The sequence below is a fragment of the Hyphomonas sp. J20-32 genome, assembly GCF_055808555.1.
Window position 1 is genome coordinate 2,531,885 of record NZ_CM147873.1, and the last position, 23,810, is coordinate 2,555,694.

Here is a 23,810-nt window from a genome sequence, read left to right on the forward strand (position 1 = left end):
GAGTCGCCGCCACAACCACTGCTCAGAAGTAGACTTTTGCTCGACCAAGTCCAAAATTTGGATGGAGAAATGGAAAGAACAAGAAATATGATACGGGCCGCTTCAGCAAGGGATGCTGAGTAGGATCGCGCCACCTCCCGTTTTTTAGATTCCTCTTATCCAACACTGCCTTCCAGGCTCACTTTCAGCAGGCTTTGCGCCTCAACCGCGAATTCCATCGGCAAATGCTGAAGCACGTCGCGCACGAATCCGTTCACCAGCAGGGCCACCGCGTCTTCCTCGGCAATGCCGCGCTGGCGGGCATAGAACAGCTGGTCTTCCGACAGTTTGGTCGTCGTCGCCTCATGCTCCAGCTGCGCGCTGGCAGATCGATTCTCGACATAGGGAATCGTGTGCGCACCGCACCGGTCGCCGATCAGCAGCGAATCGCACTGGGTGAAATTCCGCGCCTTCTCGGCCTTCCGGTTCACTGACACGAGGCCGCGATAGGTATTGTCGGACTTGCCGGCTGAAATGCCCTTGGAAATGATCCGGCTCTTGGTGCGCTTGCCCAGATGGATCATCTTGGTGCCGGTATCGGCCTGCTGGCGCCCATTGGTGACCGCAATCGAGTAAAACTCGCCGACGCTATCGTCCCCGCGCAACACGCAGGACGGATACTTCCACGTCACCGCCGACCCGGTTTCGACTTGCGTCCACGATATCTTCGAGCGCGCCCCGCGGCAATCGCCGCGCTTGGTCACGAAGTTGAAGATTCCGCCCTTGCCGTCCTCGTCGCCCGGCCACCAGTTCTGCACCGTCGAATACTTGATCTCGGCATCGTCCAGCGCGACCAGCTCGACCACTGCAGCATGCAGCTGGTTCTCGTCGCGCATCGGCGCCGTACAGCCTTCGAGATACGACACATAAGCCGCCTCGTCGGCGATGATCAGGGTCCGCTCGAACTGGCCCGTATTCTCCGCATTCATCCGGAAATAGGTCGACAGTTCCATCGGACACCGCACACCCTTGGGCACGTAAACAAACGTCCCGTCCGAAAACACGGCGCTGTTCAGCGTGGCGAAGAAATTATCCGATTGCGGCACCACGGTGCCGAGATATTTCTTCACGAGTTCTGGATATTCATGCACGGCTTCCGAGATCGACATGAAAATCACGCCGGCCTTCTGCAGCTCCTTGCGGAATGTCGTTGCAACCGAAACGGAGTCGAAGACGGCATCGACGGCCACGCGCGGTTTCTCCCGCGCTTCGGCGGCGGTCTCGACAGCGCCCTCCACGCCTAGCAGCACTTCGGCTTCCCGCAGCGGAATGCCCAGCTTCTCATATGTCTCGAGGATTTCCTTCGGCACATCGTCGATCGAGGCGTATTTCGCCCCGGCCTTCGGCGCCGCATAGTAATAATAGGACTGGTAGTCGATCTTCGGATAGCGAACCATCGCCCAGGTCGGCTCTTTCATGGTCAGCCAGCGTTCATACGCCTTCAGGCGCCACTCAAGCAGCCATTCAGGCTCGTTCTTCTTCGCCGAAATGAAACGGATCGTGTCTTCGGAGAGGCCTCTCGGGGCCATGTCCATTTCAATATCCGTCGTGAAGCCTGCCGAATAGTGCTCCGCCTCAAGCGCCTTGGCAGCCTCGACCGTCTTGGCGTCGATGCTGTCCTTGACCTTGACCTCGCCGCAGTCTTCGTCGTGTTCGGTGGTGCCGCCGCAGCAGTCCATCACACCTTCTCCTTCAAAACCGTGCGCCGTGCCGCTTCCAGCCACGCATCCGCCACGCCGTCAAAATCGGCTGGCACGCTATTCCATCCAAAGCTGGTGCGTATTGCTGATTCCGCAAGGGCATCAGATGCGCCCATGGCCATCAGCACGACAGATCGCTTGACCTTGCCCGAAGAGCAAGCAGATCCTGCAGACACGCATACTCCGGCCAGGTCCAGCGCCATTACCTGCGTTTCTGCGCGGAACCCCGCCCGCGCGAAATTTGACGTACCCGCAAGGCGTGAGCTTCCCTCTCCAATTATTGTCACACCGCCCTCTGCCTTGAGGCGTTTTTCCATGGCATCCCGAGGTTTTGCGAGTGCGGCATATTTCGGCAGGTCCCGAACGGCAGCCTCAATAGCTGCACCAAAGCCGGCAATTCCCGCCACGTTTTCCGTTCCCGACCGGAGGGAGCGCTCCTGTCCTCCCCCGTACAGAATCGCCTTCAACGGCGCGCCTGAACGGTGCCACAAGGCGCCGACGCCTTGCGGTCCGCCGATCTTGTGGGCCGACAGGGACAAATAGTCGACGCCCAGCATGCCGACATTGACGGGAATTTTGCCCAGCGCCTGCACGGCATCGCAAATTGTCAGGCCACCAGCCTCGCGTACAATCGCAGCGGCTTCGGCTACTGGCTGGATGATACCCGTCTCGTTGTTTGCCAGCATGAGGCACAAGACTGGCGTGCCCTGCGCGTCCTTGTCCCAGTCCGCCATCCGGGCGCGCAGGTCGTCGAGGTCCAGCGTCCCTGCAGGCGTGACATAGGCGGTTTGCACCACAGCGCCCGAATGAGCCGCCGATTTGGCAATGGCTTCGTGTTCGATTGACGATACGATCAGCGTGCAAGCGCCGTTCAGGGCATCCACAACGCCCTGAACGGCCAAGGCATCCGCTTCAGTCCCGCCCCCGGTGAAAATGATATCTGCCGCCCGGCTGCCGATCGCGCCGCCTACTTGCACCCGTGCCGCTTCCACCACGCCCCGCGCCGCCCGCCCCTTGGCATGGACAGACGATGGATTCGTCGCCCCAAGATCGAACACCGCAAGCATGGCGTCGCGTGCTTCCGGGCGAAGCGGGGACGTCGCATTGTGATCAGCATAAATCATGGTTTCTTGTATACTCGCTCAAGGTTCAGTGTGCACGTGCAGAAAAATTTGCATTTCCCGGTCCATTTGGCTTATGACCGCGCCCTTACAAGAGAATTCACTCCGAGGATGTCATGGCAGAACTGATTATTCCCGGCCCGCAGGGCCGTATCGAGGCGCGCTACACTGAGCCGCCGCATCCCGGTGCGCCAATAGCCCTGATCCTGCACCCCCACCCGAAGGCGGGCGGCACCATGCAGGATCCGATCTCGATCATGCTGTACCAGATGTTCGAACGCCACGGTTTTGGCGTCTTGCGCTACAATTCACGCGGCGTTGGCCGCAGCCAGGGCGTCTACGATCAGGGTATCGGTGAACTTGAAGATGCTGCCTATGTCCTCGATTACATTGAAAACCTGAGCGAAAGCCCTCGCTATGTCTGGTGCGCCGGTTACAGTTTCGGTGCGTGGATCACGCTCCAGCTGCTGATGCGTCGCCCGGAAATTGACGGTTTCCTCGCGATATCGCCGCCAGCCAACCACTATGACCTGTCATTCCTGGCGCCTTGCCCCGCATCCGGCCTCATCGTCTGCGGCGACTCCGATGCTATTGCCAGCCCGGAAGACATTGAACGCGCCCTGACCAAGGTGCGCGTCCAGAAGGGCGAAGTCATCGAACGCGCCCGCGTGAAAGGCGCCAATCATTTCTATGTCGACAAGCGCGACGATCTGATCGGTCTCTGCGAGCAATACCTGCTTCAGCGCCTGGAAGATGCGGAAGAGAAACTGCGGCTCGAAGCCGAAAACGACTAACCTCTCAACCGGCCGCCTGTCATGGCGGCCGGAACGCCCGTGGTTGTCGGCCAGCTCAGCGGCAGGCCGCGCACAGTTCTCGCGGCCAGGAAGGCAAATGCCTCAGCCTCGATCGAGTCCCCGCGCCAGCCTGCATCTTCCGCACTCATCACAGCGCATGGCAGAGCCTCGCGGAGCGCCGCCATCATCGCCGGGTTATGACGCCCGCCGCCGCACACAATCACGCGCTGCGGCGTATCCGGCAGCTGTGCAACACCCTTGGCCACGGCCCGCGCCGAAAAGGCCGTCAGCGTTGCGGCGCCATCCTCGAACGACAGGCCCCGCACCATGCCGGCGTTGAAGTCGTAACGGTCGAGCGATTTCGGCGGCGCTTCCCTGAACCAGTCATGATCCAGCAATTGCGACAGAATCTCTTCGTGTGCCCGGCCCGAGGCCGCAAAAGCACCGCCCTCATCGTGTGTGCCTTTCCCGTGCGCCGCGACCCATTCATCGATTGGCCCGTTGGCCGGCCCCGTATCGAAGGCAAACAGGGTGCCGTCCGTCATTCGGGCTGTAATGTTGGCAACACCGCCAAGATTCAGCACGGCGCTGGCCCCGTCACCTGCACGCTCCAGAAGTGCGCCATGGTAGACCGGGGCCAAAGGCGCCCCGTGTCCTCCGGCTGCCACGTCAGCTGTTCGGAAGTCGTAGGCGAGCTGGATACCCAGTGCCTTCTGCAACGAAACGGGGTCGATCAATTGCAGGGTTGCGCCAGGCGCGCCCGGACGGGGACGCCTGTGGAGAACCGTCTGCCCATGCACACCCGCGAGCGGTACAACCACCCCCTTACCGCCCCCTTCGCACACCATCTGCCACGCCTCAGCGTGGGTCCTGGTAACCACCTGCCGCGCCGCCTCGAACGCCGCTTCGGGCGCCGGTCCGGTCCAGTTCCAGGCCCGCGCCGCATCCGTCGCATCTTGCAAAACCTGTCGTTCACTGGCCGTATATTTACGCTCGGCGACCGGTCCAAACTCCAGAACACGCTCCCCGTCAGTCAGGATCAACGCTGCATCTGTAGCATCCAGTGAGGTTCCGGACATGAAGCCGGCAACCCATTGCGGTTCGCGATCGTGAATTGGATGGTTCAAGAGTCCCTCGTTCCGTGTTACGCGCCTGCGCTTACGGAGACACGAGACAATGACCGAATACAAGTCGGAATTCCTGAAAACACTGGATTCACGAGGCTTCATCAAGCAGGTAACACACCCTGCCGAGCTCGATGCCTATTGTGGCTCAGGAACCCCGGCAGCCTATATCGGGTTCGATGCCACAGCTGACAGCCTGCACGTCGGTTCGCTTCTGCAGATCATGATGCTGCGCCATTTCCAGCGCTGCGGGGGAAAGCCTGTCGTCTTGATGGGCGGCGGCACGACGAAAGTCGGCGACCCGACCGACAAGGACAAGTCCCGGCCGCTGCTGACGGATGACCAGATCACCGCCAACATGGCCGGTATCAAGAAAGCGTTCGAACCGTTCCTGAAATTCGGCGACGGCCCGACGGACGCCATCATGGTCAACAATGACGACTGGTTGTCGAAGATCGGCTACGTCGAATTCCTGCGCGACTACGGCGTGCATTTCACGATCAATACGATGATTAAACAGGAAACCGTTGAGCGCCGCCTGCGCAACGAGCAGCCCTACACATTCCTCGAATTCAACTACATGCTCCTGCAGGCATATGACTTCCTTGAACTTTACAGGCGTTATGGCGTCCGGCTCCAGCTTGGTGGGTCCGACCAGTGGGGCAACATAATCAACGGGGTCGAACTCACGCGCCGGGTCGCTGGCGGTGAAGCCTATGGCTTGACATCACCACTGATCACGACGGCCTCAGGCGGCAAGATGGGCAAGACAGCCGATGGGGCTGTTTGGCTCAACGCCGACAAGAAAAGCCCCTACGAATACTGGCAGTTCTGGCGCAACACGGAGGACGCTGACGTCGGCCAGTTCCTGCGTCTGTTCACAGACATGGACCTGACGGAGATCGAGTTGCTCGAAAAGCTTCAAGGGGCCGAGATCAACGACGCCAAGATCGCTCTGGCGAATGCAGCCACGACGTTGCTGCATGGCGCCGAGGCGGCCTCAAAATCAGCAGAAGCTGCCAAGGCTGTCTTCGGCGCAGGTGCATCTGCCGATGCGCTCCCAACTGTTGAAGTTCCAAAATCCGAACTCGATGCTGGCATGCTCATAGCAGCGGCATTCGTCGCGGCAGGACTTGCAAGCTCAAATGGTGAAGCCCGGCGATTGATAAAACAGGGCGCAGCCAAAGTGAACGATGTCCAGGTTGGTGACCAGAACGGCACGCTCGGCGCTGCGGACCTGGTCAACGGAGCTATCAAGCTTTCGGCGGGCAAGAAGCGCCACGCGCTCGTGCGAGTGAGCTAGGAAGCCAGCGCTATTCGAAACTCTCTTCCGGAATAGGGGGAAGCTCTGACGGTATCGGTTCGTCGGGCGCACGAGGTTTGGCTTCCGGTATCTTGGTGTCTGACGGGTTCTCAAAAATCCGCCGGATCACGCCTGGTGCAAGCGCCGATAGTGGATTGACCGACACATTGGCCTTTTCCAATGTCCCGTTGATCGCATAGGTCAATGAAAATACGCCTTCACCGTCGCGGCCGACGACAAGGTCGCCAATAATCGGTATCCCACCCAGCGCTGAGTTCATGCCGAAACTGGGCACAAGCACGCCGTTAAACTCAATGGCGCCGCTTTTTCCCTCCATATATCCGCTCGTTGTCAGGCCCAAAGCGGGCCCTTGCGCTTTCGCGCCAGTAACAACATAGCGACCGTTCGCGAGTTTCAACGGCACGTCGATCCTGGAAAACAGGACGCCCTCCCCCCCCAATGTGTCGGCAAGGCCCCGGAGCGATGCCAGCGACAGTATTTGAGTTAGGAAGGGCGCATTGCGCATTCGTACATCGGTCAGGACGATGTCGAACGCCGCAGGCGAGGCATCCTTCGTGAACTTGCCCGTCAGCTTGAGATTTCCACCCTCAAGGAAATCCGCTCCAATCAGCGCCTGCGCAATAAACCCAGCGTTCCCACTTTCCACATTGACGGTGGCACCGTCGGGACGAGTGGCGTCATACGTAGCCGACAGAGGCGATCCATCGTCTGCTTTTCCCGTCGCCTTAAAAAGCGAAAGCCCTCTGGCACCCGTACTGGCGCTGAGTTTGGCATCGCGCATGTCCAGGCCGGGCCTCAGTGTCAATGCGTCAAGATCCGCGCTCACGCTCATTGGCGTCTTGTTGACGTTTTCCGCGTCTCCGACGCTACCAAGTCCTGACATCAGTCCGGAGAGATCGAGATAGGTTCCGTTGAGTTGGAGCATCAGGCCACCGTCAGGTGACCGGCTCATGTCTCCCCCAAAATCGGCTTTGTTCTTGAGGTAGGCGCGCCTCAGTACCGCCGAAACCAGCTTCGAATCCTCACCAAGGATATAGTCGCCGTCAAGACGGGCGTTTTCCGAAGTGAACAAGACAGTCGACTTCGCGACGTCTCCCGATTTCACATACTGAACCGAGGCTTTCGCTGGCACGCCCTTGGCTTTCACCCAGCCAATCTCGGAGATGTCGACCCGAGCCTCACCGAGATCCAGCGCCGTGTCGGCCGAAACAAGATGCTCTCCTCGCAGGCGCGCCTGAAGTTCCAAAGGTACTTCACCGGCAAGATAGGCTCGCCCTAAAATACCAAACCTATTGAGCACGTCGGGCGTTACGACTGCCGTTGCAGAAAGGTTTGATGGCTTGTCGCCATCGTTGAACGCATCCCGCCAAGTAAATTGCACCGGTGATGGACCAAGATCGCCAAATCCGGTGATCGTGATGCCCGCCTGATTGGTATCGATCCTGAAATTTCCGTTTGTGAGATCAAACCCGAGCGCGGCATTTTTCAAGCCGCCTTTCGTCACACTTCCGATGGCCGAGAAGCGTATATCTTTGTACGGCACATTATCCCGGGCCGGCCGGAACATTTCAAATGTCATTTCAGCGTCGCCAGTCAGCCGCTCGGGATCGAATTCGATCTTCAAGCTGGACTCAGCGAGTGTTTTCATAATGTTGGTTGCTGGCCCATGTCCCTTTGCAAACACTCGGAACGGCACGCCAGGCGGATTAAATGCTGGAAAATCCACGACTCCGTCATCCACAGACCAACCGCCAAACTCACCACTCTCCAGGATCACCTTGAAGCCATTTCCAGACAGGTGGCCTTTTCCACTCGCTTTTTCGACCGCAGGCAAATCATCCATGAACTTTACAACGGCATCGCGGACTGTGAAATCCAGCTGAAGGTCTTCATCCCTCAGGTATCCCTCCGAGAAACTGTCACGCAACAGGTCCAGGTGTCCGGTCACAGAAGAAGCAACGCCTGCCGGTATTCGCCTGGCTGCGAACCGACGGGCACCAGACCCCAAACCAACAGGCCAGAACGCCATTATGGTGTCTTTGCTCAAGTCGCCTTCTGAGGCGACATCAATACTGCCAATCAACGGCGTTTCACCCGGCTGGCGGTCTGGTGTGAGTTCAAAAGAACCCGACGCTTTAAGTTGATCAGCACCGATCTGCAATTTGAGTTCGGCATTCCGAAACGCATAACGAGAAAGATCCACCTCGCCTGCAAAACTCAACTGGCTGATCGGGATAGCCTTCTCGAGCATTGGCGTAAAATCCAATTCGAGCGCTTCGCTGACAAGGCTGAACTTGTGTGCCCCTTGCGCGCCCATTGCGTCCTGCAAATCGACAACAACCGTGCCTTTGAACGGCCCTGCCCCGGTACTGCTTACGTCAACAGACAGAGCATCCGTCGCAGCCATGTAGGCAGCCTTCAGGCCAAGGTTTTCAACAATGATTCCGTCGCTGCCAATGGGCAAGCGACCCTGACCCGCTTCAACCTCGATGACGATTTGCTCAACGCCGGCGGCCTTTGAAACGTCAAACGACACCACTACGTTTGCTGGCAGCCCGTCAAAGCGCTCGCGGCTCATTCCAAATCTAACCGCGAGGTCGGCGAGCGGCCATTGCGCCACTGCAAACTCCGCCTTCAGTTGCTGGCCCGAATTGGAAGTTGCGAACGTCGCCGCCAGTCCCGCTGGGAGGCCCTCGCCAATCCCGCTGCCGGCAACGGACATGACGATCCCTCCGGCTTCGCGAGCGAGCCGCCCTTTCGCCGACTTGAGCGTTAAAAGATTCGAACTGTCCGGTCCGCGGACACGAACTTCGAAGCGATCAAACGACACGCGCTCCAGGTCAACAATCGAGTCGGCATGCTCAAGCGCGACAAGCAACTGCGGCAAGACATCGTTGGCACGCTGAAGCCACTCGGCCGGTGTCGTCGGCAATTTACCTGCAGGAATTTCTGGCAGTGGATCGCCCGCCACCTTCCACTTCGTATCGGTTACGCTGTCGACGTTGATCCAGCCTTCGTCCAGATCCATTGCAAGCACATCGACCTTGCCCAAAACGAGCGATGAGCCTGACAGAATCAGGTCAGCGCGTTTTGCTTCTGCACTGAGGACGCCAGCATCATCGAAAAGCTGGACGTTGCCTGCACTGACCCGGACACGCCGATCAGCCTGCGACCATTCCAGAAAGAGTTCTCCGATCTGAACCGGTCGACCGTCTCTGGCACCGGAAAGCGCACGCTCCACGTCGTCCTTGAATACACCCAGTTCGAGAGGGCCGCTTGCCAACCGGAATGCCAATAAACCTGCCGCGACCATTGCGAGCAGAATCAGGCCTCCAAGTATTTCAAGAATAACCGTCGAGGCGGTCTGGCGAACCAACGGCACGCTCCTTAAACTTCATGCGACACGTATCGAACAGCATTGCTGCAGGTTTTTGATATAAGCACAGTCCTTTTCAGGCACCATAGGAGGAATACATGACCGGACCACTCGAAACAGGCGTAAAAGCCCCCGAGTTTTCTATCGAAACGACACTGGGGTCGAAGCAACTCGCGTCTTATCGAGGCAAATACCTGGTCCTCTATTTTTATCCGAAGGATGACACGCCCGGATGCACCAACGAAGCCATCGACTTTTCGAACCTCACGGAAGACTTCAAGGCTGCCAATGCCGCAATTCTCGGAATTTCACGAGATAGCCTGACCCGCCACCAAAAATTCATCCAGAAACATGGATTGAAGATCGAGCTAGGATCCGACGAAAATGGAAGTGTTTGTGAGACGTATGGTGTCTGGGTCGAAAAGAACATGTACGGACGCACCTATATGGGCATCGCAAGATCGACCTTCCTGATCGACCCGGAAGGCATGATTTCAAGAATCTGGCCGAAAGTTAGGGTGAAAGGGCACGCCCAAGATGTCCTCGATTCCCTAAAAGCCTGACAGAGACCCATTTATTACGCAAAGGTCATCCAAAATTCCGAACTTTAACAGGGTATTTACCCAATTAGGCGAAAAATCGCATGAATTGTGTTCCGTAGGGCTTTCACCCCAGATCGAAATGGGTATTTATGTCCTCCACGGGTTTGGGAAACGTGCTGCAATGGTTATTGCAGTATGGGGTGTGATTTCCAGTCGACGGGTGGCGTGAATGACCAAGTGGAGTGCAAACGTTAAAGCGGCGTTTGATCGAGCGTTCCCGGAACGCCAGATCTATCATCGCAGCGGTGGCACAGTCCGGTACATTTCGGTCTCGCCTTGGCAACAGGCCATAATCGCAGCTGGCGCCGCCGCCTTGGCAGGCTGGACGCTTTTTGTGACAGGCAGCTACGTGCTTGGTGGCCCGACGAGCACGATTGCCGGCAATCCTGACGATCGTGAACTTGCCAAATATGAACGGTGGGTCCAGGAGCTCCGCGCAAAGGATGCCCTGTCGCGTTCACTGCTTGAAGAGCGCACAGACGCCTTCCAGAAAGAGACGGCCGAGTGGGAGGACCGCCAAAAGGCGCTCGAGGAGCTTTTCGACAAGTTGAAGGGCGATGAGAATCTCGAAGTTTCGGCTCTAAAGGGCGACGGCACCGGACTCCTGGTAAAGGCATCCATCGAAGAAGCCGATAATCGCCAGTCACGAAACTACGAACCTATTACAGCATCGTTCGACACGAGTGGTACCCGTGTAAGCCTGAAAAACCTCAAATATGACCAGGAACGCATTTTGGACGAAGCTGAGGACATGGCCATTGACCGCGCCGAGCGCGCGCGTGGCGTCCTCCAGCTGACCTCCGTAGGTAGCGACCGGATCGTTTCCGGCGCCGAGATGGGCGGCCCGCTCGTCTCGATCGCGACACTGACTTCCAGCACATCAAATCTGTCGCCCGAAGAAGCCACCTTCTACAACCGCCTCACCCAGACACGTGCGCGGGTTGAGGAGATGCGATATTATGAACAAATTGTCGCCAGCCTTCCTCTCGGTCGGCCAGTCGGCGTGCCCTTCCGCCAGACCAGCGACTATGGCATGCGCATAGATCCTTTCCGGAAGCGTCCGGGCTGGCACAATGGCCTTGATCTGGCCGCTTATCACGCCGCGCCTATTGTTGCCGCGGGACCTGGAAAAGTTTCTTTCGCAGGCGCAAGTTCAGGATACGGTCGCCTCGTGGAAATCGACCACGGACACGGTTTCAAGTCGCGCTATGGTCACTTGAGCGGGATTACGGTATCAAAGGGAGACACCGTCGAAATCGGTGACTTGGTCGGCAAGATGGGGACAACCGGCAGAAGTACGGGTGACCACCTTCATTATGAAGTCTGGTTCAACGGCAAACCTTATGATCCAGCCAAATTTTTGAAAGCAGGCCGTCATGTTCACTAAAAACAAAACTCAAGAAACCAGTTCACCTGAACCGGCCAAGGCTGCGCCTGCGCAGGACGCCATTCGCGGCGCAGCGATGAAACCAGCCGCGCGCGCGGCTTCAATCATCTGCGCAGATATGAAGATCAATGGCTCGGTCACATCCGAGGGCGCATTGCAAATTGACGGCGTCGTTGACGGAGACGTCAGCGCGACCGACATCACGATCGGTGCGTCAGGCTTCATCACGGGTGAAGTGAAGGCCGAAGTCGTCAAGGTAAAAGGCAAGATCCGAGGTTCAATTCGCGCCCGCAAGGTTGAACTGGAATCGGGCGCTCACGTGAAGGGCGACATCGTGCATTCGTCGCTGCAGATCCAGTCTAACGCTGTGTTCGAAGGACAGGTGAAGCATGCGGACGATCCCCTGAAGGATTCAGGTCCAAAGGGCGCTGCACCGACGGCCGCAAATGAGGCGTCGTCTTCCCCAAGCAAGTCGTCGGCTCCCACATCATTCGGCATATCGCCTTCGGCTTCCTGAGACCCGAAAACGTCCCACTTCATAGTGCCTTTTGAAAAGCCGCCGACGGATGAGCCCGTCGGCGGCTTTTCTGTGTGATCCGCGAATCATCGCGCTGCAAAGACGCAACAAAAAAACCCGGGCAAAACTTTGCCCGGGGTTTTCAGGAAGAGTACGACGAAAAGAGTGGCGCGCTCCTAGCGCAATCAGCTCCCCTGTCCTTTGCACTCAGGTGTCGCATTGTATTTTGCTTCTGCGGCATCCAGGCGTTCTTTGACCGTTTTGCAGTTTTCCGGAAGGTTCTCATCGCCGAGAACAGCGAGACGCTTACAGATCTTCGCTTCATTCTCAATGTTGAGCCAAGCCGACTGAACTTCAAAACATACCAGCGCCCGCTTGGTATTCTCTTCCGAGTTCATAAAGTCGATCCAGCTTTGTCCGGCTCTGTTGCTGGCAGCCTTGAAAGACTCCCGAGCCCCTGCCCGGTCACTCCGCTCGTAGCGCGACTGGCCAATCAAAACGTATGCGTTGCCACGGTCCTTGATGCCTCCCATGCTGATCGCCTTGGCGAGTGCGTCTTCCGCTTCCTTCCATTTCTGAAGGTCGGCATATGAACGACCCAAGCGCTCATACATAGCTCCACCGCCGCCAGCATCGGCTGCCTGCTTGATAACCGGAATGGCCTTCTCATGCTCGCGGGCGACCTGGTAAAGGTTTGCCAGCAGCTCCAGGCGCTCAAGATTCCTGGTAATGCGTCCAGCGTTCATTTCTTTTTCGAGAACGCGAGCGGCGTGATACGGCGCATTGAAACGGTTGTAGAAGTTCACAATCCGCATCAGTTCGTCTTGTGTCGTCAGAAGTCCGCCGAGATACATTGCCTTCTGAACTTCGAAAGCCTTGCGCTCTTCATTGTCGGCAAAATAATTACCCGCAATGGCATCCCAATACTTCCGTTCGGTAGGGTTGCGCTCAACCAGAACTTCCAGCACCTCAGCCATTTTGGCTTTCTCGCCGGTCTGATTGTAAAGGAACAACAAGAGGTCATAGACTTCCTGCTTGAAGTTCGATCCATCTTCTCGGCGAACGTCTTCAGCCCATTTGACGGCTTCCTTGAACTTGTCGGCACGCTGGTTCAAAACGGCCAGCTGCCACTTCTGTGTTCGATCCGGCTTTCCACCAGCCTGCTGCCACTTGGTCATGTACTCAAGCGCTTTACCCAGGTCTTCTTCCTGAAGATAGATCTGCGCGATGTTGTAGTACGTCTGCGCGGCATCTGTCTCGGGAATGTACCCTTTGTTGAGCGCTGTCAGCAGATCCTGCACCGCGCCCTTTCGATCTCCGTTCTCGATCTTGATGTATGCCGAAAGCTTGATCACTGCGCCTTCTTCGTAACAGTTCAGCGGCTGCGTTCGCAGCGAATTCAGTTTGGAAATTGCTGTTGCAAAATCCTTTTTCACCATCGCGGCCTGCTCGGCTTCGAGATAGGTTTGCCCCGTTTTCGACGTGAACTCAGTGTCCGTACAAGCCTGAGCCAAAGCAGTACCTGCACCCATCGTTGCCATAAGGCCTACGATCACGGCACCCTTGAGAGTTGCTCTAATTCCCATGTTTCCTCTCCTCTCCGCGCAGTCCGCGGGGTTTGGCCCAATCAACCGGAATTGTTGGGCGGGATCAAGAACTTCTACGCGCTACTTCAAGCTTTTCCGCAGCGCATTTCTGCTCATTATTTGGTGTAACGCTTGCCACGTATGTATGGGTCGCTACGCCCGGTTTCGTCAATGCCAATCGGCACTTAAATCACTTCAGTTCCCTACACGACAGATCTATGACAAGCCTGACGTGTTCAATTCCATTCGGCGTATTTCTGCCAACTTTTTCGACCCGCAATCAGGCGCCGGCGAAAGACCTGGCCAACCTTCTTTGCTCAAATCACCATATCTCCAAATGAACAGGTTGTTACATTGTATCATTTTGGAGGCGGCAACTCAAGTCACTCTGACTATCGGTTCCAATCCCATGCAGGCCTTCATAAAAAGAGCGCCCCATCGCTGGGGCGCTCTGTATTTTGATCGAACGTCGCCCAAACTCCAGCCTACTGGAGCTTGAATTCAAGTGGGTAGACCACGTTCTTGCGCTCTGCCGCCTTGCCACGAATGATCTTCGGGGCAAACTCCACGCGAGACACTGCCCGCTCTGCTTCCCGTGTGAACATGTCGTTCGTGCAAGTTGCCTGGACGTTGTAGGGGCGCCCGCGTGTGTCCACGTCAAAGCGAACATCACATGATCCCTCTATTCCCCGCTCAGCCGCACGCTGAGGGAACGATGGCGTAGGCGGGCGGATCGGCTGAGCATCCCGATCGGAAATCGCGACCGGATCGATCGCCAGCGATTGCATCCGGCCAAGATTCAGTTCCGTCGGTGCAGCGCCTGCGATCCGCGGGGTTGGCAGGTTGATCTGCGATTTGGTTGCAGACACCTTGGGCGGTGGTGGTGGCTTCGCCGCCGAGTCTAAGCGTTTCGGCTTAGACCGCTGACGCGTACGCACTTCGCTGTCCTGCTGCTGGGGCGTGATTGCCGACAGCACCCGTTGCTCACCCTTGTCAACCTTGATCTCCGTGACGTTGATCAGCGAACTCATCAGAATGAACAAGGAATAAACGATCGGAACCGCAATCACGAGTGCCACTACCAGTCTGAGAAAAGGACTGTTGAACATGTCTTGGTCTCCTACTCTCTCTTGGCCGAAATATTGATAACTGTCGCGCCATCGATCTTGTTGATCGTCTCCATGACGTCGACCAAAACTTCGGCCTCGGAATCCACATCCGCCTGAACAACAACTTCGCCCTTCGGATTGTCTTCACGCAATTGCTTGAACGTGAACCCGATTTCGGCAGGGTCGATCTTCTTTTTGTCGATATAGATTTCGCTGTTCTCATCGATCGCGATCAGAATTGCGAGTGGCTTCACCTGTGCCTTGTTATCGACTTCCGGACGAACAATCGGGACGCCCGGCTCCTTGATAAACTGTGCTGTCACAATGAAGAAGATGAGAAGGATGAACACAACGTCCAGCATGGGCGTCAGGTTGACATCGTCTTCTGCTCCACCCCCACCGGCGACGGATTGGCGTTTTCTGCGTGCCATGCTTGTCGCTCCTCTATTCTACGGCCGTAAGGACAAGGTTCACCCGGTCCAAATAGCCTGCATTGTAAGCTGCATCGCGGATGAGCACGATGACACCGCTCTTCGCCTTTGGATGTGCCTGGATAACCACCGCGCTCTCCGGATTTTCTGCCCGGACTCGTTCGATGTTAGCTCGCACTGAACCTATATCCGTTGCCCGACCATTCACCGAGATGAGATTGGTCGCATCAACGAGTATCAGAATGGCTGGCACCTGCTCTTGTATGTCCTGCTCCGGCGCCGGAGGTGGCGGGGGCTCAAGCCCCAATGCCTCCTCCTGGGCAAATGTTGCCGTCACAATAAAGAAGATGAGCAGAATGAACACGACGTCCAACATCGGCGTGAGGTCGACATTAGCCTCGTCGGGATTTCTTACCTTGCGTCCGCGCATCAGCCGATCTCCATCTCGTCTTCGACCCACTGAACAGAGCGGTTCACACGACGGTCCATACCGGACGTGAACAATATCCCAGAGAGAGAAGCGACCATGCCGGCCATTGTTGGAATTGTAGCGCGCGACACGCCGGCAGACATTGCCTTTGCATCTGCACCGTTGGTGATGGCCATGACGTCAAAAACCGCCACCATCCCCGTCACCGTTCCGAGCAGACCAAGCAGCGGCGCGAGCGCCACCATGGCCTTTGTCAACTGGACGTTCTGTTCGGCTTTCGCGCGAACCTCAGACACCAGCTTGTCTTTCACCCAATGGGCGAACGTTGACTTCCGATCGGAGCGCGAACGCCACTCCGCGATCGCTTCTGCGGCCACCTGCTTGTGAGCGAACCTGAAATAGAACAGTCGTTCCAGGATCAATGCCCACATGAAGAATGTTGCTGCCATAATGACAATCAACACGGGACCGCCACGATCGAGGAAAGCTTGTAAATCTGCAAAACCCATATCGGGTTCCTCCTCCTCGAGTGAAACGAGGGGGATGGCTTACGCCATCGCCCCGCGCAGGGATTCCGCTTTCTCGGCAACCAGGCCAGCGGCCTGCTCGTCAAGGATTTGCTGATTGCCACGGGCCATCGAAGACGCGACAGCGTGGATCAGCAAGAGCGGAATGGCGGCCACGAGGCCAAACACCGTCGTCATCAGAGCGACCGAGATACCACCAGCCATCAGCTTCGGATCGCCTGCACCGTAAATTGTGATCGTGGTGAAGGTAATGATCATACCGATAACGGTACCGAGAAGGCCGAGCAGCGGAGCGACAGCAGCAAACACCTTGATGATGTCGTTGAAGCGTTCGATGCGCGGAGATTCACGGAGGATCTGTTCGTCGAGCTTGAGTTCAAGCGTCTCGATATCAGCGTTACGATTGGTTTCGTAGGCTTCAAACACGCGAGCCAGCGGGTTTCCTGTACCTGCCTGACGGGTCTTCGCTGTACGGCGCATTGCACCGCCCATCGTGAAGAGCGTGAAGATTTTGTAGAAACCGATCAGAATACCAATCGCAGCAAGTGTTGCGATCACGGCACCAACAGGTCCACCTTGCTTCAAGCGATCGCCAAACTTTGGAAGATCGCCGAGGATGCCGAACAGGTTACCCTTGGAAGGATCAACCGGCGCACGAACCAGTTGGTCAGGGCCTGCGTTGATCAGCGAACCCATCGACGAGCTAAAAGCACCAGCGGGTTGCTGCTTGAACGCCTGCAGGAAAGTGTCGCCACCCGACTGCTTTTTGACTTCAACGAACTTCTTGCCGTTGGTCGTTGCAGCAGTGAACACACCCACCCGGATAAGCTCTGCCTCGGCATTCGATCCGTCCGGACCAATGCCATCAACAACAGCTGTGAATGTTTTGACTTCGGATTGAGCCAGCATTTCCTGAAGCATCGCTTTAGGCAGGCGCTCAAGTTGCGTGCGAGTTGGAAGCGTACGCGCTTCGGCAATCTCGGCAATACCTTCAACCCGCTCTGCATAGTCAAAATTCGCGAAAGAGTTCGCAATTTCCGGCATTGTTTCGCCAGCTGCAGTCCGGAACTGACCAAGCAGCTCCTGGAAGTCTCCGGCCTGCTCGGAGACTTGAGCCTCAAGTGCACCGAGTTCAGCCTCATTGGCATCAAATTCGGCGCCGAGAGCACGGCCACGCGCTTCGACAGCACCGAGCGCATTGCGCGCCTGGGTCATCTTGGCTTCCTGGGCATTCTTGTCTTGCTGGAACTCGCGAAGGCGGGCCTGGTCAGCGGCCGACATTTCATTCGAATCCTTGCGGATGCTGTCCAGAACCGACTTCAAAGTCGCCTGCGCATCAGCCGGAGCCGCGAGTGTTACTGAGCTGAGACCGAGCAGCGTTGCCGCGCCCAGAGCCTTCAGCGAGGATTTAAACTTGAACATTTTCTATACCTCTATTTCCCTGGATCGCGTCGACTATTCGACCGAGAATTTCTGAACAGGAGCAAACAGGACATCCTGTTGCGCCTTGCCTTGAGCGACCCGGATCGCTTTCGCGATGTCAGGTGCGTACTTGCCGCTCAGCTTTTCCCACTCGCCGGTCGTCCGGTTGTATCGCGACGCCTTGCCATTTGGTGTCAGGTAGACGAGCGCCACGCGACCGTAGAGAAACATGTCAACTGTCGTCGGTTTACCGTCGATGTCGATTTCTTCCTGCCAAGTGCTGATCGTCCGCCCATATTCCATCTCTGCCTGATAGGCGTCCATGATCAAGCGATACTGTTCAGCTGCAGTAACGTTCGGCTGCTGCATGATGCCGACAAGCGCCTCAAGGCGGGCTTCGCGCTCGGTTTGCTTGAATGGCAGGTCGGCCGCAACGAAGTTCTGGAGATCTTCGACCATGCTAAGAAGCATTGGAACGGTTTGCGCGGTGATATCGTCGATCGACCCGAGTTGCTCAGTAAGAGAAACAATCTCTTCGCGCTGGCTCTTCACAACGAGTTCTTGCTGCTTTGAATAAAGCTCAGCAGCGTCGCGGCGCTGGAGCAGCGTGCGATACTCACGAACCATGTCGGTGCGCTGATCATCAAGCTGGTTGATTTGGTCCTGGACTTGTTCAGCACGCCGCGTGGCCTGCTCGCCCGTGTTAAGCGCATCGCGCAACTGAGCCTGGGCCGGGATGGCCAGTCCAGCAATCAGCGCAGCGGCGATAACGCCGCGTGCTGGTGACAGAAGTTTCTTCATGAGGTTTGCCTCTCACTCTCCAAACGGTCGCGCATTGTTGCGCGGAAAATTCGACAATCAGGCATCCTGCTAGCGAAGATGTCCCGGTTTCAATGCCTGGCCAAAAACACACCGGCCGAGTTTTTTGGAAGTCGCAAGGCAAAGTCGCCCGACACCTACCCATTTTGGAGCGCTGCTCGCTCTCTCGTTTTGACCCTTGCCATTCTGGCAACAAGTCCGCAACGCCCTTATTTGCGAAATCCGACGCTAACAACCCTGAACGGCGGGATCAACAAGGCTTTACGATTAGTTTAGAAAATATCTGCGCCGCATTTGAACGCAACACTTGCAATACAGTAACGATGTCGATTGTTCTATCGCGTGCACCAAAAAATGGTGGCTGGGGTGCCAGGATTCGAACCTGGGAATGCCGGTACCAAAAACCGGTGCCTTACCGCTTGGCGACACCCCAACGCGAAGCAGGCGAGATAGCCACTCTTGCAGACTCTGGCAACACCCGATGACATTGTTTCAGTCACGGCGGCTGATCTATCTGGCAACAACCCGACAATTTCGACGCCGCATGCTCGCAGCCCTTTACTTTCTTATCGATTATCGGCAAAGTTCATCTTCAACGTCCACTATCGCATCGCACGGAGTTTGCGCACTCATGAAAACGTTCTTTTTATCCATGGCAGGCGCGTTCACCGCGATGCTCGCCTTTATCCTGCTCATGGTCGCGTTTGTTTTCATCCTCATTGCCGGCGCAACCAGTTCTGCTCCCCCTACTCCGGACAATGTTGTTCTAAGCCTCGATCTGAACATGGAATTCTCAGACCAGAGCCCCGTCGGAGGATTGGCGGCATTTTCGCAGACACCCGGTTTCATCGACCTTTTGACCAAACTAAAGGCAGCAGAATCAGACCATTCGGTCAAAGGCGTATATGTACGCGGCGCCATGATAGGCGTGGGCAGCGCGCGCGCAGAAGAATTACGCAAGGCGTTCCATAGCTTTCGCGACTCGGGAAAATTCATCATCGCGCACACTCAAGGCACCTACGGCATGAGCGGGCCCTCCGCGCTGCGTTCGCTGACGGCGGCAGACGAGATTTGGATTCAGCCTGGAACCGATTTATTCGCGACGGGCGTGACGTTCGAAACGGAATTTCTCAAAGGCCTATTCGACAAAATTGACGTCGAATCTGAAATCTACCCGTTCTACGAATATAAAAACGCACCCAATAGCTATAACGAAGCAGCCTATACTGAACCTCATCGCGAAGCGATGACTGCCCTGGCCGAATCAATCTGGAAGGTTTCGCTGAGTGATATCGCGGAGGACCGCGGGCTTTCGGTCGAATCAGTCAGGTCTGCGCTCGAAAGTGGCCCGAAAACAGCTCAGGAAGCTGTCGACCTCAAGATCATGGACAAGCTCGGTTGGCCGGAAGAGGCAGAAGAGGCATCCAAAGAGCGCGCGGGCAAAAATTCCGAAATCATCGAACTTGCATTCTATACTCCACCCTCGATCAATTTTAAGGCGCCACTTATCGCTGTCGTCGGCGGTGAAGGCCCAATCGTGACAGGTGGGTCTGAAAGCGGATCGCCATTTTCGAGCCCGCCCGGATTCGCATCCGACGCGATCGCCCGCGCCATTCTTGATGCAGGTGACAATGAAAAGGTGAAAGCGATTGTGTTCCGCGTCGACAGCCCTGGCGGGTCTCCCACGGCATCGGACCAAATATGGCGTGCCATCCAACGCGTACAGGAAAATGGCAAGCCGGTGGTTGTGTCTATGGGATCCGTGGCCGCGTCAGGTGGTTATTATGTTTCGGCCGGCGCTGACTTTATCATGGCGGATCGCTCCACCATTACAGGATCTATCGGCATCTTTGGCGGTAAATTTGCCTTGGAAGGCGCCTTCAACAAGATCGGCGTAACCTTCGACACTGTCAGCGTGGGCGGTGATTTCGCAGATGCATATGGCGCCGATAAATTCACGCAAGGTCAGGAAGCTGAAGTTAAGGCTTGGCTGAAACGTGGGTACGATCGGTTTCTCGGTATCGTTGGTGAGGGGCGCGGAATGACCTACGACGAAGTCCATGCCGTCGCTCGCGGCCGCGTCTGGAGCGGTGAAGACGCGATCGACAAAGGGTTGGTTGACGAGATTGGCGGCTTTATGGACGCTTTAGAGAAAGCCAAGGAATTGGGCGGCATCGACGCTGATGTCATACCGCGCCTTACTTATTACCCGCGCAGAAAGACCGGCTTTGAAGCCCTGGAAAGCTTGTTTGGCGTGTCGGAAGAAACTGCCCGGGTGGCTTATATGCTCGGCACGGTCGCGAACAACGACCGGATGCAGTTACTCATCGAGGACATGGCTGCGGCAAATGCCGTCAATTCGGGGCAGATGCTCGCCGTGGGCCCTCGCATACGCGAGCACTGATCTGCAGACAGAATTACGAAAGCCCGCCATTGAACCGGCGGGCTTTCACGCGCCTGCACTCGGTTCACTCTTGGACTATTTTTCGGCAGTGTAAGAATTGACTAGAAACAAAGCACTCATTGCCTGGCCTGAGTGTTACAATAACCCGGAACAGGACTTGAATCCGAGGCGTCGTGCCACACCGTCAAAATCCGATGGTACTGCGGCACATAGTGTCAATACATCGCCTGATGGTCGCCTGAATTCCAGCGAAAGCGCGTGAAGCATTAGTCGTGGTGCATCCTGCTTGCCGTTTCCATAAATGGGATCGCCCAGAATTGGACATCCAAGATGCGCCAAGTGGATACGTATTTGATGCATGCGCCCTGTTTCAGGGACAAGCTGCATGAAGGCATGGGCCCCGCTCACTTCCAATTTTTCCCAATCCGTTCTTGCCCGCTGCGCGCCTTTACGATCCGGACGCGCAATAATCATCCGCGCCCTGCCCGCCTCCTGCACTTTCACGAGCGGCGCAGTAATTGAGCCTGCCTCTTGGTTGGGAATCGTCCCGCCAACGATTGCGATATAGGATTTTTTCGTCCGGCGCTCAGCAAACTCCGCCGAAAAATATCCTGCCGCCGGTTGTGTCTTAGCCACGATAATGATGCCGGATGTTCCTGCGTCGAGCCTGTGCACCAAGCGAGGGCGCTTGCCATTGGACCGCGCGAAGGCCGGCAGCAACGAATCCAGCGAGCGATCAATCCCCCGACCATCTTGCACGGGCAAGCCGGAAGGCTTGTTGAATGCAATAATATCTTCGTCCTCATACACAATCAGTGACCGGATGAATGCATCATCATCCGGAGAAATGTGTGGCACGGGCTTGTTCCGGGTCAAGCTTGGTTCCTCTTGCGATTCCGGATCTGAGCAATCTCTTTCAGTCGTTCAGCAATCGGTCGCTCACGACCATGCCCATTAGGCTGATAATATTGCTCTCCTTCCATCCCGTCCGGGAAATAGGATTGCCCGGAAACGCCACCCTCAACATCGTGGTCATATTCGTATCCGGAGCCGTAACCCTGCTGTTTCATCATCGAAGTTGGTGCATTCAGAATGTGTTTCGGAGGCATACGGCTGCCGGTTTCAGCCGCCGCGCGCCTCGCAGCCCCATAAGCGACATAAGCAGCATTCGACTTCGGAGCTGTCGCCAGATGGATCACCGCGTGCGCGAGGGCGAGTTCGCCTTCGGGACTTCCCAGCCTCTCGAACGTCCGGGCAGCCTCGCCGCAGATCAACAGCGCCGTTGGGTCTGCAAGTCCAATGTCCTCGCTCGCCATCCGGACAAGTCTCCGCGCGAGGAACAGGGGATCTTCTCCCCCCTCAAGCATCCGGGCGAACCAATATAACGCAGCATCGGGATCCGAACCCCTGATCGATTTGTGCAAGGCGGAAATGAGGTTGTAGTGCTCCTCGCGGTCCTTGTCGTAAGCGGGCGCCCGCTTCTGAACCGCTGCACTCAACTCCACCAGCGACAACAGGCGCGTCGCGTCCGCCATCATGAAGGCCTGTTCAGCGAGATTCAGCAAGTACCGCCCATCGCCGTCGGCCATATCGATCAAGGCGTTGCGCGCCCGCTCTTCAACAGGAAGCTGGCGCCCCTCTAGAGCCTCCGCGCGCTTGAGCAGTGTCGCCATACCGTCGGGCTCCAGCCGCTTCAGCGTGAGGACCGCGCATCTGGACAATAGTGCTCCGTTTATCTCGAAGCTTGGATTTTCGGTCGTCGCCCCCACGAGTGTTATTGCGCCGCTCTCGACATAGGGCAGAAAACCGTCCTGCTGGGCTCGGTTGAACCGGTGAATCTCATCGACGAATAGCAAGGTTCCTTTCCCCACATCGCGACGCGCTGTGGCCTTTTCGAACACGGACCGCAGTTCTTTCACACCTGAGAAGATCGCGCTGATTGCCTCAAACTCGAGATCTGTCTCGGCAGCCAGGAGACGCGCAATCGTCGTCTTGCCGACGCCAGGCGGCCCCCAAAGAATAATGGACGAAAGTCGGCCCGCCTCCAGCATCCTGCGCAATGGCGCACCGGAACCGATCAGGTGATCCTGTCCGACTACATCGGTCAGCCGGGCCGGGCGCAAACGGTCCGCCAGCGGGCGCGGCGCAGATTCGGAGAGGCTTGAGGCGGCAAACAGATCGGACATACTGCAGTCCTATGCGGGAATAGGCATCGTGATAAGATAATTGAGGAGGAAAAAAACATGTCACTTGAGATTAGCCCATCAGGGCAACCGTTCGGGGCGTCCATTACCGGGTTGGACTTGTCAAAACCGGCTTCATCGGACGTAGTCGCTAAAATTCGAGACACTTGGCTGACACACCACGTTCTGGCATTTCCGGATCAAGCTATCAGTGACGACGACCTGGAAAGGTTTACGCTCCAGTTCGGTCCCTTTGGGGATGATCCGTTCATCGCCCCCATTGCAGGGCGCAAGCATATCATCGCCGTGAAGCGCGCCGCCAGTGAAACGGCACCAATCTTCGCCGAAAGCTGGCACACCGACTGGAGCTTTCAGGAAACGCCGCCAGCCGGCACCTGCCTGTATGGCATCACCATTCCACCCGAAGGCGGTGACACCCTGTTTGCCAACCAACATCTCGCCTTGGAGCAAATGCCGACCCAGCTTCGCCAACGCATCGAAGGCAAAATGGCAATTCATTCGGCACGGAATGCCTATGCGCCGACTGGGTTTTACGGCGCGGAGGATCAGGCGGCCGGTCGATCCATGGACATTCGCCCCTCCGACGACGCCGAAGCGACACAATTGCATCCCATCATCTCCCGGCACCCAGAAACGGGGCGCGAGGCACTTTTCGGATGCGCCGGATACATCATCGGAATTGAAGGGATGGACCAGACCGAGGCCTGGGAATTACTCACCGAAATCTTTCGCTGGCAAACACAGCCGCAGTTCCAGTATCGCCACAAGTGGCAACCCAACATGTTGCTGATGTGGGACAATCGCAGCCTCCTGCACATGGCAACAGGCGGCTACAAAGGCTTCGACCGCCTGTTGCACCGCACAACAATCGGTTCGGCCTGACACCTTTCCGGA

Annotated in this window: 20 protein-coding genes and 1 tRNA gene; 7 read left to right on the forward strand and 14 right to left on the reverse strand. The window is 56.8% G+C overall.

Annotated features, from left to right (window positions below; translation table 11 throughout):
- Positions 1 to 155: 155 nt before the first annotated feature.
- A complete protein-coding gene (sufB, locus tag AC0L7I_RS12350) occupies positions 156 to 1,718 on the reverse strand; it encodes a Fe-S cluster assembly protein SufB (protein ID WP_473396724.1) in 1,563 nt (520 codons plus the stop codon).
- Complete coding sequence (locus AC0L7I_RS12355) at positions 1,718 to 2,863, reverse strand: cysteine desulfurase family protein (protein WP_473396725.1); 1,146 nt, start codon at positions 2,861 to 2,863, stop codon at positions 1,718 to 1,720. Before AC0L7I_RS12355 ends, sufB begins: the two co-directional genes overlap by 1 nt.
- Before the next feature lie 113 nt (positions 2,864 to 2,976).
- Between AC0L7I_RS12355 and AC0L7I_RS12360 the strand changes: the two genes are divergently transcribed.
- A complete protein-coding gene (locus AC0L7I_RS12360; protein WP_473396726.1) occupies positions 2,977 to 3,654 on the forward strand; it encodes an alpha/beta hydrolase in 678 nt (225 codons plus the stop codon).
- On the opposite strand, the gene AC0L7I_RS12365 is transcribed toward AC0L7I_RS12360, so the two are convergent.
- The gene (locus AC0L7I_RS12365) at positions 3,651 to 4,781 is read right to left on the reverse strand and encodes an anhydro-N-acetylmuramic acid kinase (protein WP_473396727.1); all 1,131 of its coding nucleotides are present in this window, start codon (positions 4,779 to 4,781) and stop codon (positions 3,651 to 3,653) included. The two genes, AC0L7I_RS12360 and AC0L7I_RS12365, sit on opposite strands and share 4 nt — an antisense overlap.
- A 49-nt stretch (positions 4,782 to 4,830) precedes the next feature.
- Here AC0L7I_RS12365 and tyrS point away from each other — a divergent pair, with 49 nt between their 5' ends.
- Positions 4,831 to 6,081: a tyrosine--tRNA ligase gene (gene tyrS, locus AC0L7I_RS12370; RefSeq protein ID WP_473396728.1), complete on the forward strand. Its 1,251-nt coding sequence runs from the start codon at positions 4,831 to 4,833 to the stop codon at positions 6,079 to 6,081.
- A 10-nt stretch (positions 6,082 to 6,091) separates the two neighbouring features.
- Here the strand turns inward: tyrS and AC0L7I_RS12375 are convergent, their stop codons facing one another.
- Complete coding sequence (locus AC0L7I_RS12375) at positions 6,092 to 9,478, reverse strand: YhdP family protein (RefSeq protein ID WP_473396729.1); 3,387 nt, start codon at positions 9,476 to 9,478, stop codon at positions 6,092 to 6,094.
- 98 nt (positions 9,479 to 9,576) lie between these two features.
- Here AC0L7I_RS12375 and AC0L7I_RS12380 point away from each other — a divergent pair, with 98 nt between their 5' ends.
- The 3 genes from AC0L7I_RS12380 to AC0L7I_RS12390 all read left to right on the forward strand — a co-directional run bounded on the left by AC0L7I_RS12380 (position 9,577) and on the right by AC0L7I_RS12390 (position 11,984).
- Positions 9,577 to 10,041 (forward strand): peroxiredoxin, encoded by a 465-nt coding sequence (locus AC0L7I_RS12380; protein WP_473396730.1) that lies wholly within the window; start codon positions 9,577 to 9,579, stop codon positions 10,039 to 10,041.
- Between the two features lie 208 nt (positions 10,042 to 10,249).
- A complete protein-coding gene (locus tag AC0L7I_RS12385) occupies positions 10,250 to 11,467 on the forward strand; it encodes a M23 family metallopeptidase (RefSeq protein WP_473396731.1) in 1,218 nt (405 codons plus the stop codon).
- On the forward strand, positions 11,457 to 11,984 hold the full coding sequence (locus AC0L7I_RS12390; RefSeq protein WP_473396732.1) for a bactofilin family protein: 528 nt from the start codon (positions 11,457 to 11,459) through the stop codon (positions 11,982 to 11,984). Before AC0L7I_RS12385 ends, AC0L7I_RS12390 begins: the two co-directional genes overlap by 11 nt.
- 185 nt (positions 11,985 to 12,169) lie before the next feature.
- On the opposite strand, the gene AC0L7I_RS12395 is transcribed toward AC0L7I_RS12390, so the two are convergent.
- From AC0L7I_RS12395 to AC0L7I_RS12430, 8 genes are all read right to left on the reverse strand, one after another.
- On the reverse strand, positions 12,170 to 13,570 hold the full coding sequence (locus tag AC0L7I_RS12395; protein WP_473396733.1) for a tetratricopeptide repeat protein: 1,401 nt from the start codon (positions 13,568 to 13,570) through the stop codon (positions 12,170 to 12,172).
- Positions 13,571 to 14,055: 485 nt separating this feature from the next.
- The gene (locus AC0L7I_RS12400) at positions 14,056 to 14,679 is read right to left on the reverse strand and encodes an energy transducer TonB (RefSeq protein ID WP_473396734.1); all 624 of its coding nucleotides are present in this window, start codon (positions 14,677 to 14,679) and stop codon (positions 14,056 to 14,058) included.
- Between the two features lie 11 nt (positions 14,680 to 14,690).
- Positions 14,691 to 15,110 (reverse strand): ExbD/TolR family protein, encoded by a 420-nt coding sequence (locus AC0L7I_RS12405; protein ID WP_473396735.1) that lies wholly within the window; start codon positions 15,108 to 15,110, stop codon positions 14,691 to 14,693.
- 13 nt (positions 15,111 to 15,123) lie between these two features.
- Positions 15,124 to 15,540 (reverse strand): ExbD/TolR family protein, encoded by a 417-nt coding sequence (locus AC0L7I_RS12410; protein WP_473396736.1) that lies wholly within the window; start codon positions 15,538 to 15,540, stop codon positions 15,124 to 15,126.
- The gene (locus AC0L7I_RS12415; protein ID WP_340692101.1) at positions 15,540 to 16,049 is read right to left on the reverse strand and encodes a MotA/TolQ/ExbB proton channel family protein; all 510 of its coding nucleotides are present in this window, start codon (positions 16,047 to 16,049) and stop codon (positions 15,540 to 15,542) included. The genes AC0L7I_RS12410 and AC0L7I_RS12415 overlap by 1 nt, the downstream gene beginning before the upstream one ends.
- A 39-nt stretch (positions 16,050 to 16,088) precedes the next feature.
- Positions 16,089 to 17,282, reverse strand: a complete 1,194-nt coding sequence (locus AC0L7I_RS12420) for a MotA/TolQ/ExbB proton channel family protein (RefSeq protein WP_473396737.1) — start codon at positions 17,280 to 17,282, stop codon at positions 16,089 to 16,091.
- Between the two features lie 240 nt (positions 17,283 to 17,522).
- Positions 17,523 to 18,290 (reverse strand): DUF3450 domain-containing protein, encoded by a 768-nt coding sequence (locus AC0L7I_RS12425; RefSeq protein ID WP_473396738.1) that lies wholly within the window; start codon positions 18,288 to 18,290, stop codon positions 17,523 to 17,525.
- Between the two features lie 376 nt (positions 18,291 to 18,666).
- Positions 18,667 to 18,741: transfer RNA gene (locus tag AC0L7I_RS12430), tRNA-Gln, on the reverse strand.
- A 198-nt stretch (positions 18,742 to 18,939) separates the two neighbouring features.
- Between AC0L7I_RS12430 and sppA the strand changes: the two genes are divergently transcribed.
- Entirely contained in the window at positions 18,940 to 20,712 is a 1,773-nt protein-coding gene (gene sppA, locus AC0L7I_RS12435) for a signal peptide peptidase SppA (protein WP_473396739.1), read from the forward strand.
- Between the two features lie 135 nt (positions 20,713 to 20,847).
- Here sppA and AC0L7I_RS12440 read toward each other — a convergent pair whose 3' ends face one another.
- Both AC0L7I_RS12440 and AC0L7I_RS12445 read right to left on the reverse strand, forming a co-directional pair.
- Positions 20,848 to 21,588, reverse strand: a complete 741-nt coding sequence (locus AC0L7I_RS12440; RefSeq protein WP_473396740.1) for an RluA family pseudouridine synthase — start codon at positions 21,586 to 21,588, stop codon at positions 20,848 to 20,850.
- A complete protein-coding gene (locus AC0L7I_RS12445; protein WP_473396741.1) occupies positions 21,585 to 22,898 on the reverse strand; it encodes a replication-associated recombination protein A in 1,314 nt (437 codons plus the stop codon). The genes AC0L7I_RS12440 and AC0L7I_RS12445 overlap by 4 nt, the downstream gene beginning before the upstream one ends.
- Before the next feature lie 57 nt (positions 22,899 to 22,955).
- Between AC0L7I_RS12445 and AC0L7I_RS12450 the strand changes: the two genes are divergently transcribed.
- The gene (locus AC0L7I_RS12450; RefSeq protein WP_473396742.1) at positions 22,956 to 23,798 is read left to right on the forward strand and encodes a TauD/TfdA dioxygenase family protein; all 843 of its coding nucleotides are present in this window, start codon (positions 22,956 to 22,958) and stop codon (positions 23,796 to 23,798) included.
- Positions 23,799 to 23,810 lie beyond the last annotated feature (12 nt).

Coding starts and splice junctions, on each gene's coding strand:
- sufB (WP_473396724.1), bottom strand. CDS start 1,718: ATGGACTGCTGCGGCGGCACCACCGAACACGACGAAGACTGCGGCGAG.
- AC0L7I_RS12355 (WP_473396725.1), bottom strand. CDS start 2,863: ATGATTTATGCTGATCACAATGCGACGTCCCCGCTTCGCCCGGAAGCA.
- AC0L7I_RS12360 (WP_473396726.1), top strand. CDS start 2,977: ATGGCAGAACTGATTATTCCCGGCCCGCAGGGCCGTATCGAGGCGCGC.
- tyrS (WP_473396728.1), top strand. CDS start 4,831: ATGACCGAATACAAGTCGGAATTCCTGAAAACACTGGATTCACGAGGC.
- AC0L7I_RS12380 (WP_473396730.1), top strand. CDS start 9,577: ATGACCGGACCACTCGAAACAGGCGTAAAAGCCCCCGAGTTTTCTATC.
- AC0L7I_RS12385 (WP_473396731.1), top strand. CDS start 10,250: ATGACCAAGTGGAGTGCAAACGTTAAAGCGGCGTTTGATCGAGCGTTC.
- AC0L7I_RS12390 (WP_473396732.1), top strand. CDS start 11,457: ATGTTCACTAAAAACAAAACTCAAGAAACCAGTTCACCTGAACCGGCC.
- AC0L7I_RS12395 (WP_473396733.1), bottom strand. CDS start 13,570: ATGGGAATTAGAGCAACTCTCAAGGGTGCCGTGATCGTAGGCCTTATG.
- AC0L7I_RS12400 (WP_473396734.1), bottom strand. CDS start 14,679: ATGTTCAACAGTCCTTTTCTCAGACTGGTAGTGGCACTCGTGATTGCG.
- AC0L7I_RS12405 (WP_473396735.1), bottom strand. CDS start 15,110: ATGGCACGCAGAAAACGCCAATCCGTCGCCGGTGGGGGTGGAGCAGAA.
- AC0L7I_RS12410 (WP_473396736.1), bottom strand. CDS start 15,540: ATGCGCGGACGCAAGGTAAGAAATCCCGACGAGGCTAATGTCGACCTC.
- AC0L7I_RS12415 (WP_340692101.1), bottom strand. CDS start 16,049: ATGGGTTTTGCAGATTTACAAGCTTTCCTCGATCGTGGCGGTCCCGTG.
- AC0L7I_RS12420 (WP_473396737.1), bottom strand. CDS start 17,282: ATGACCCAGGCGCGCAATGCGCTCGGTGCTGTCGAAGCGCGTGGCCGT.
- AC0L7I_RS12425 (WP_473396738.1), bottom strand. CDS start 18,290: ATGAAGAAACTTCTGTCACCAGCACGCGGCGTTATCGCCGCTGCGCTG.
- sppA (WP_473396739.1), top strand. CDS start 18,940: ATGAAAACGTTCTTTTTATCCATGGCAGGCGCGTTCACCGCGATGCTC.
- AC0L7I_RS12445 (WP_473396741.1), bottom strand. CDS start 22,898: ATGTCCGATCTGTTTGCCGCCTCAAGCCTCTCCGAATCTGCGCCGCGC.
- AC0L7I_RS12450 (WP_473396742.1), top strand. CDS start 22,956: ATGTCACTTGAGATTAGCCCATCAGGGCAACCGTTCGGGGCGTCCATT.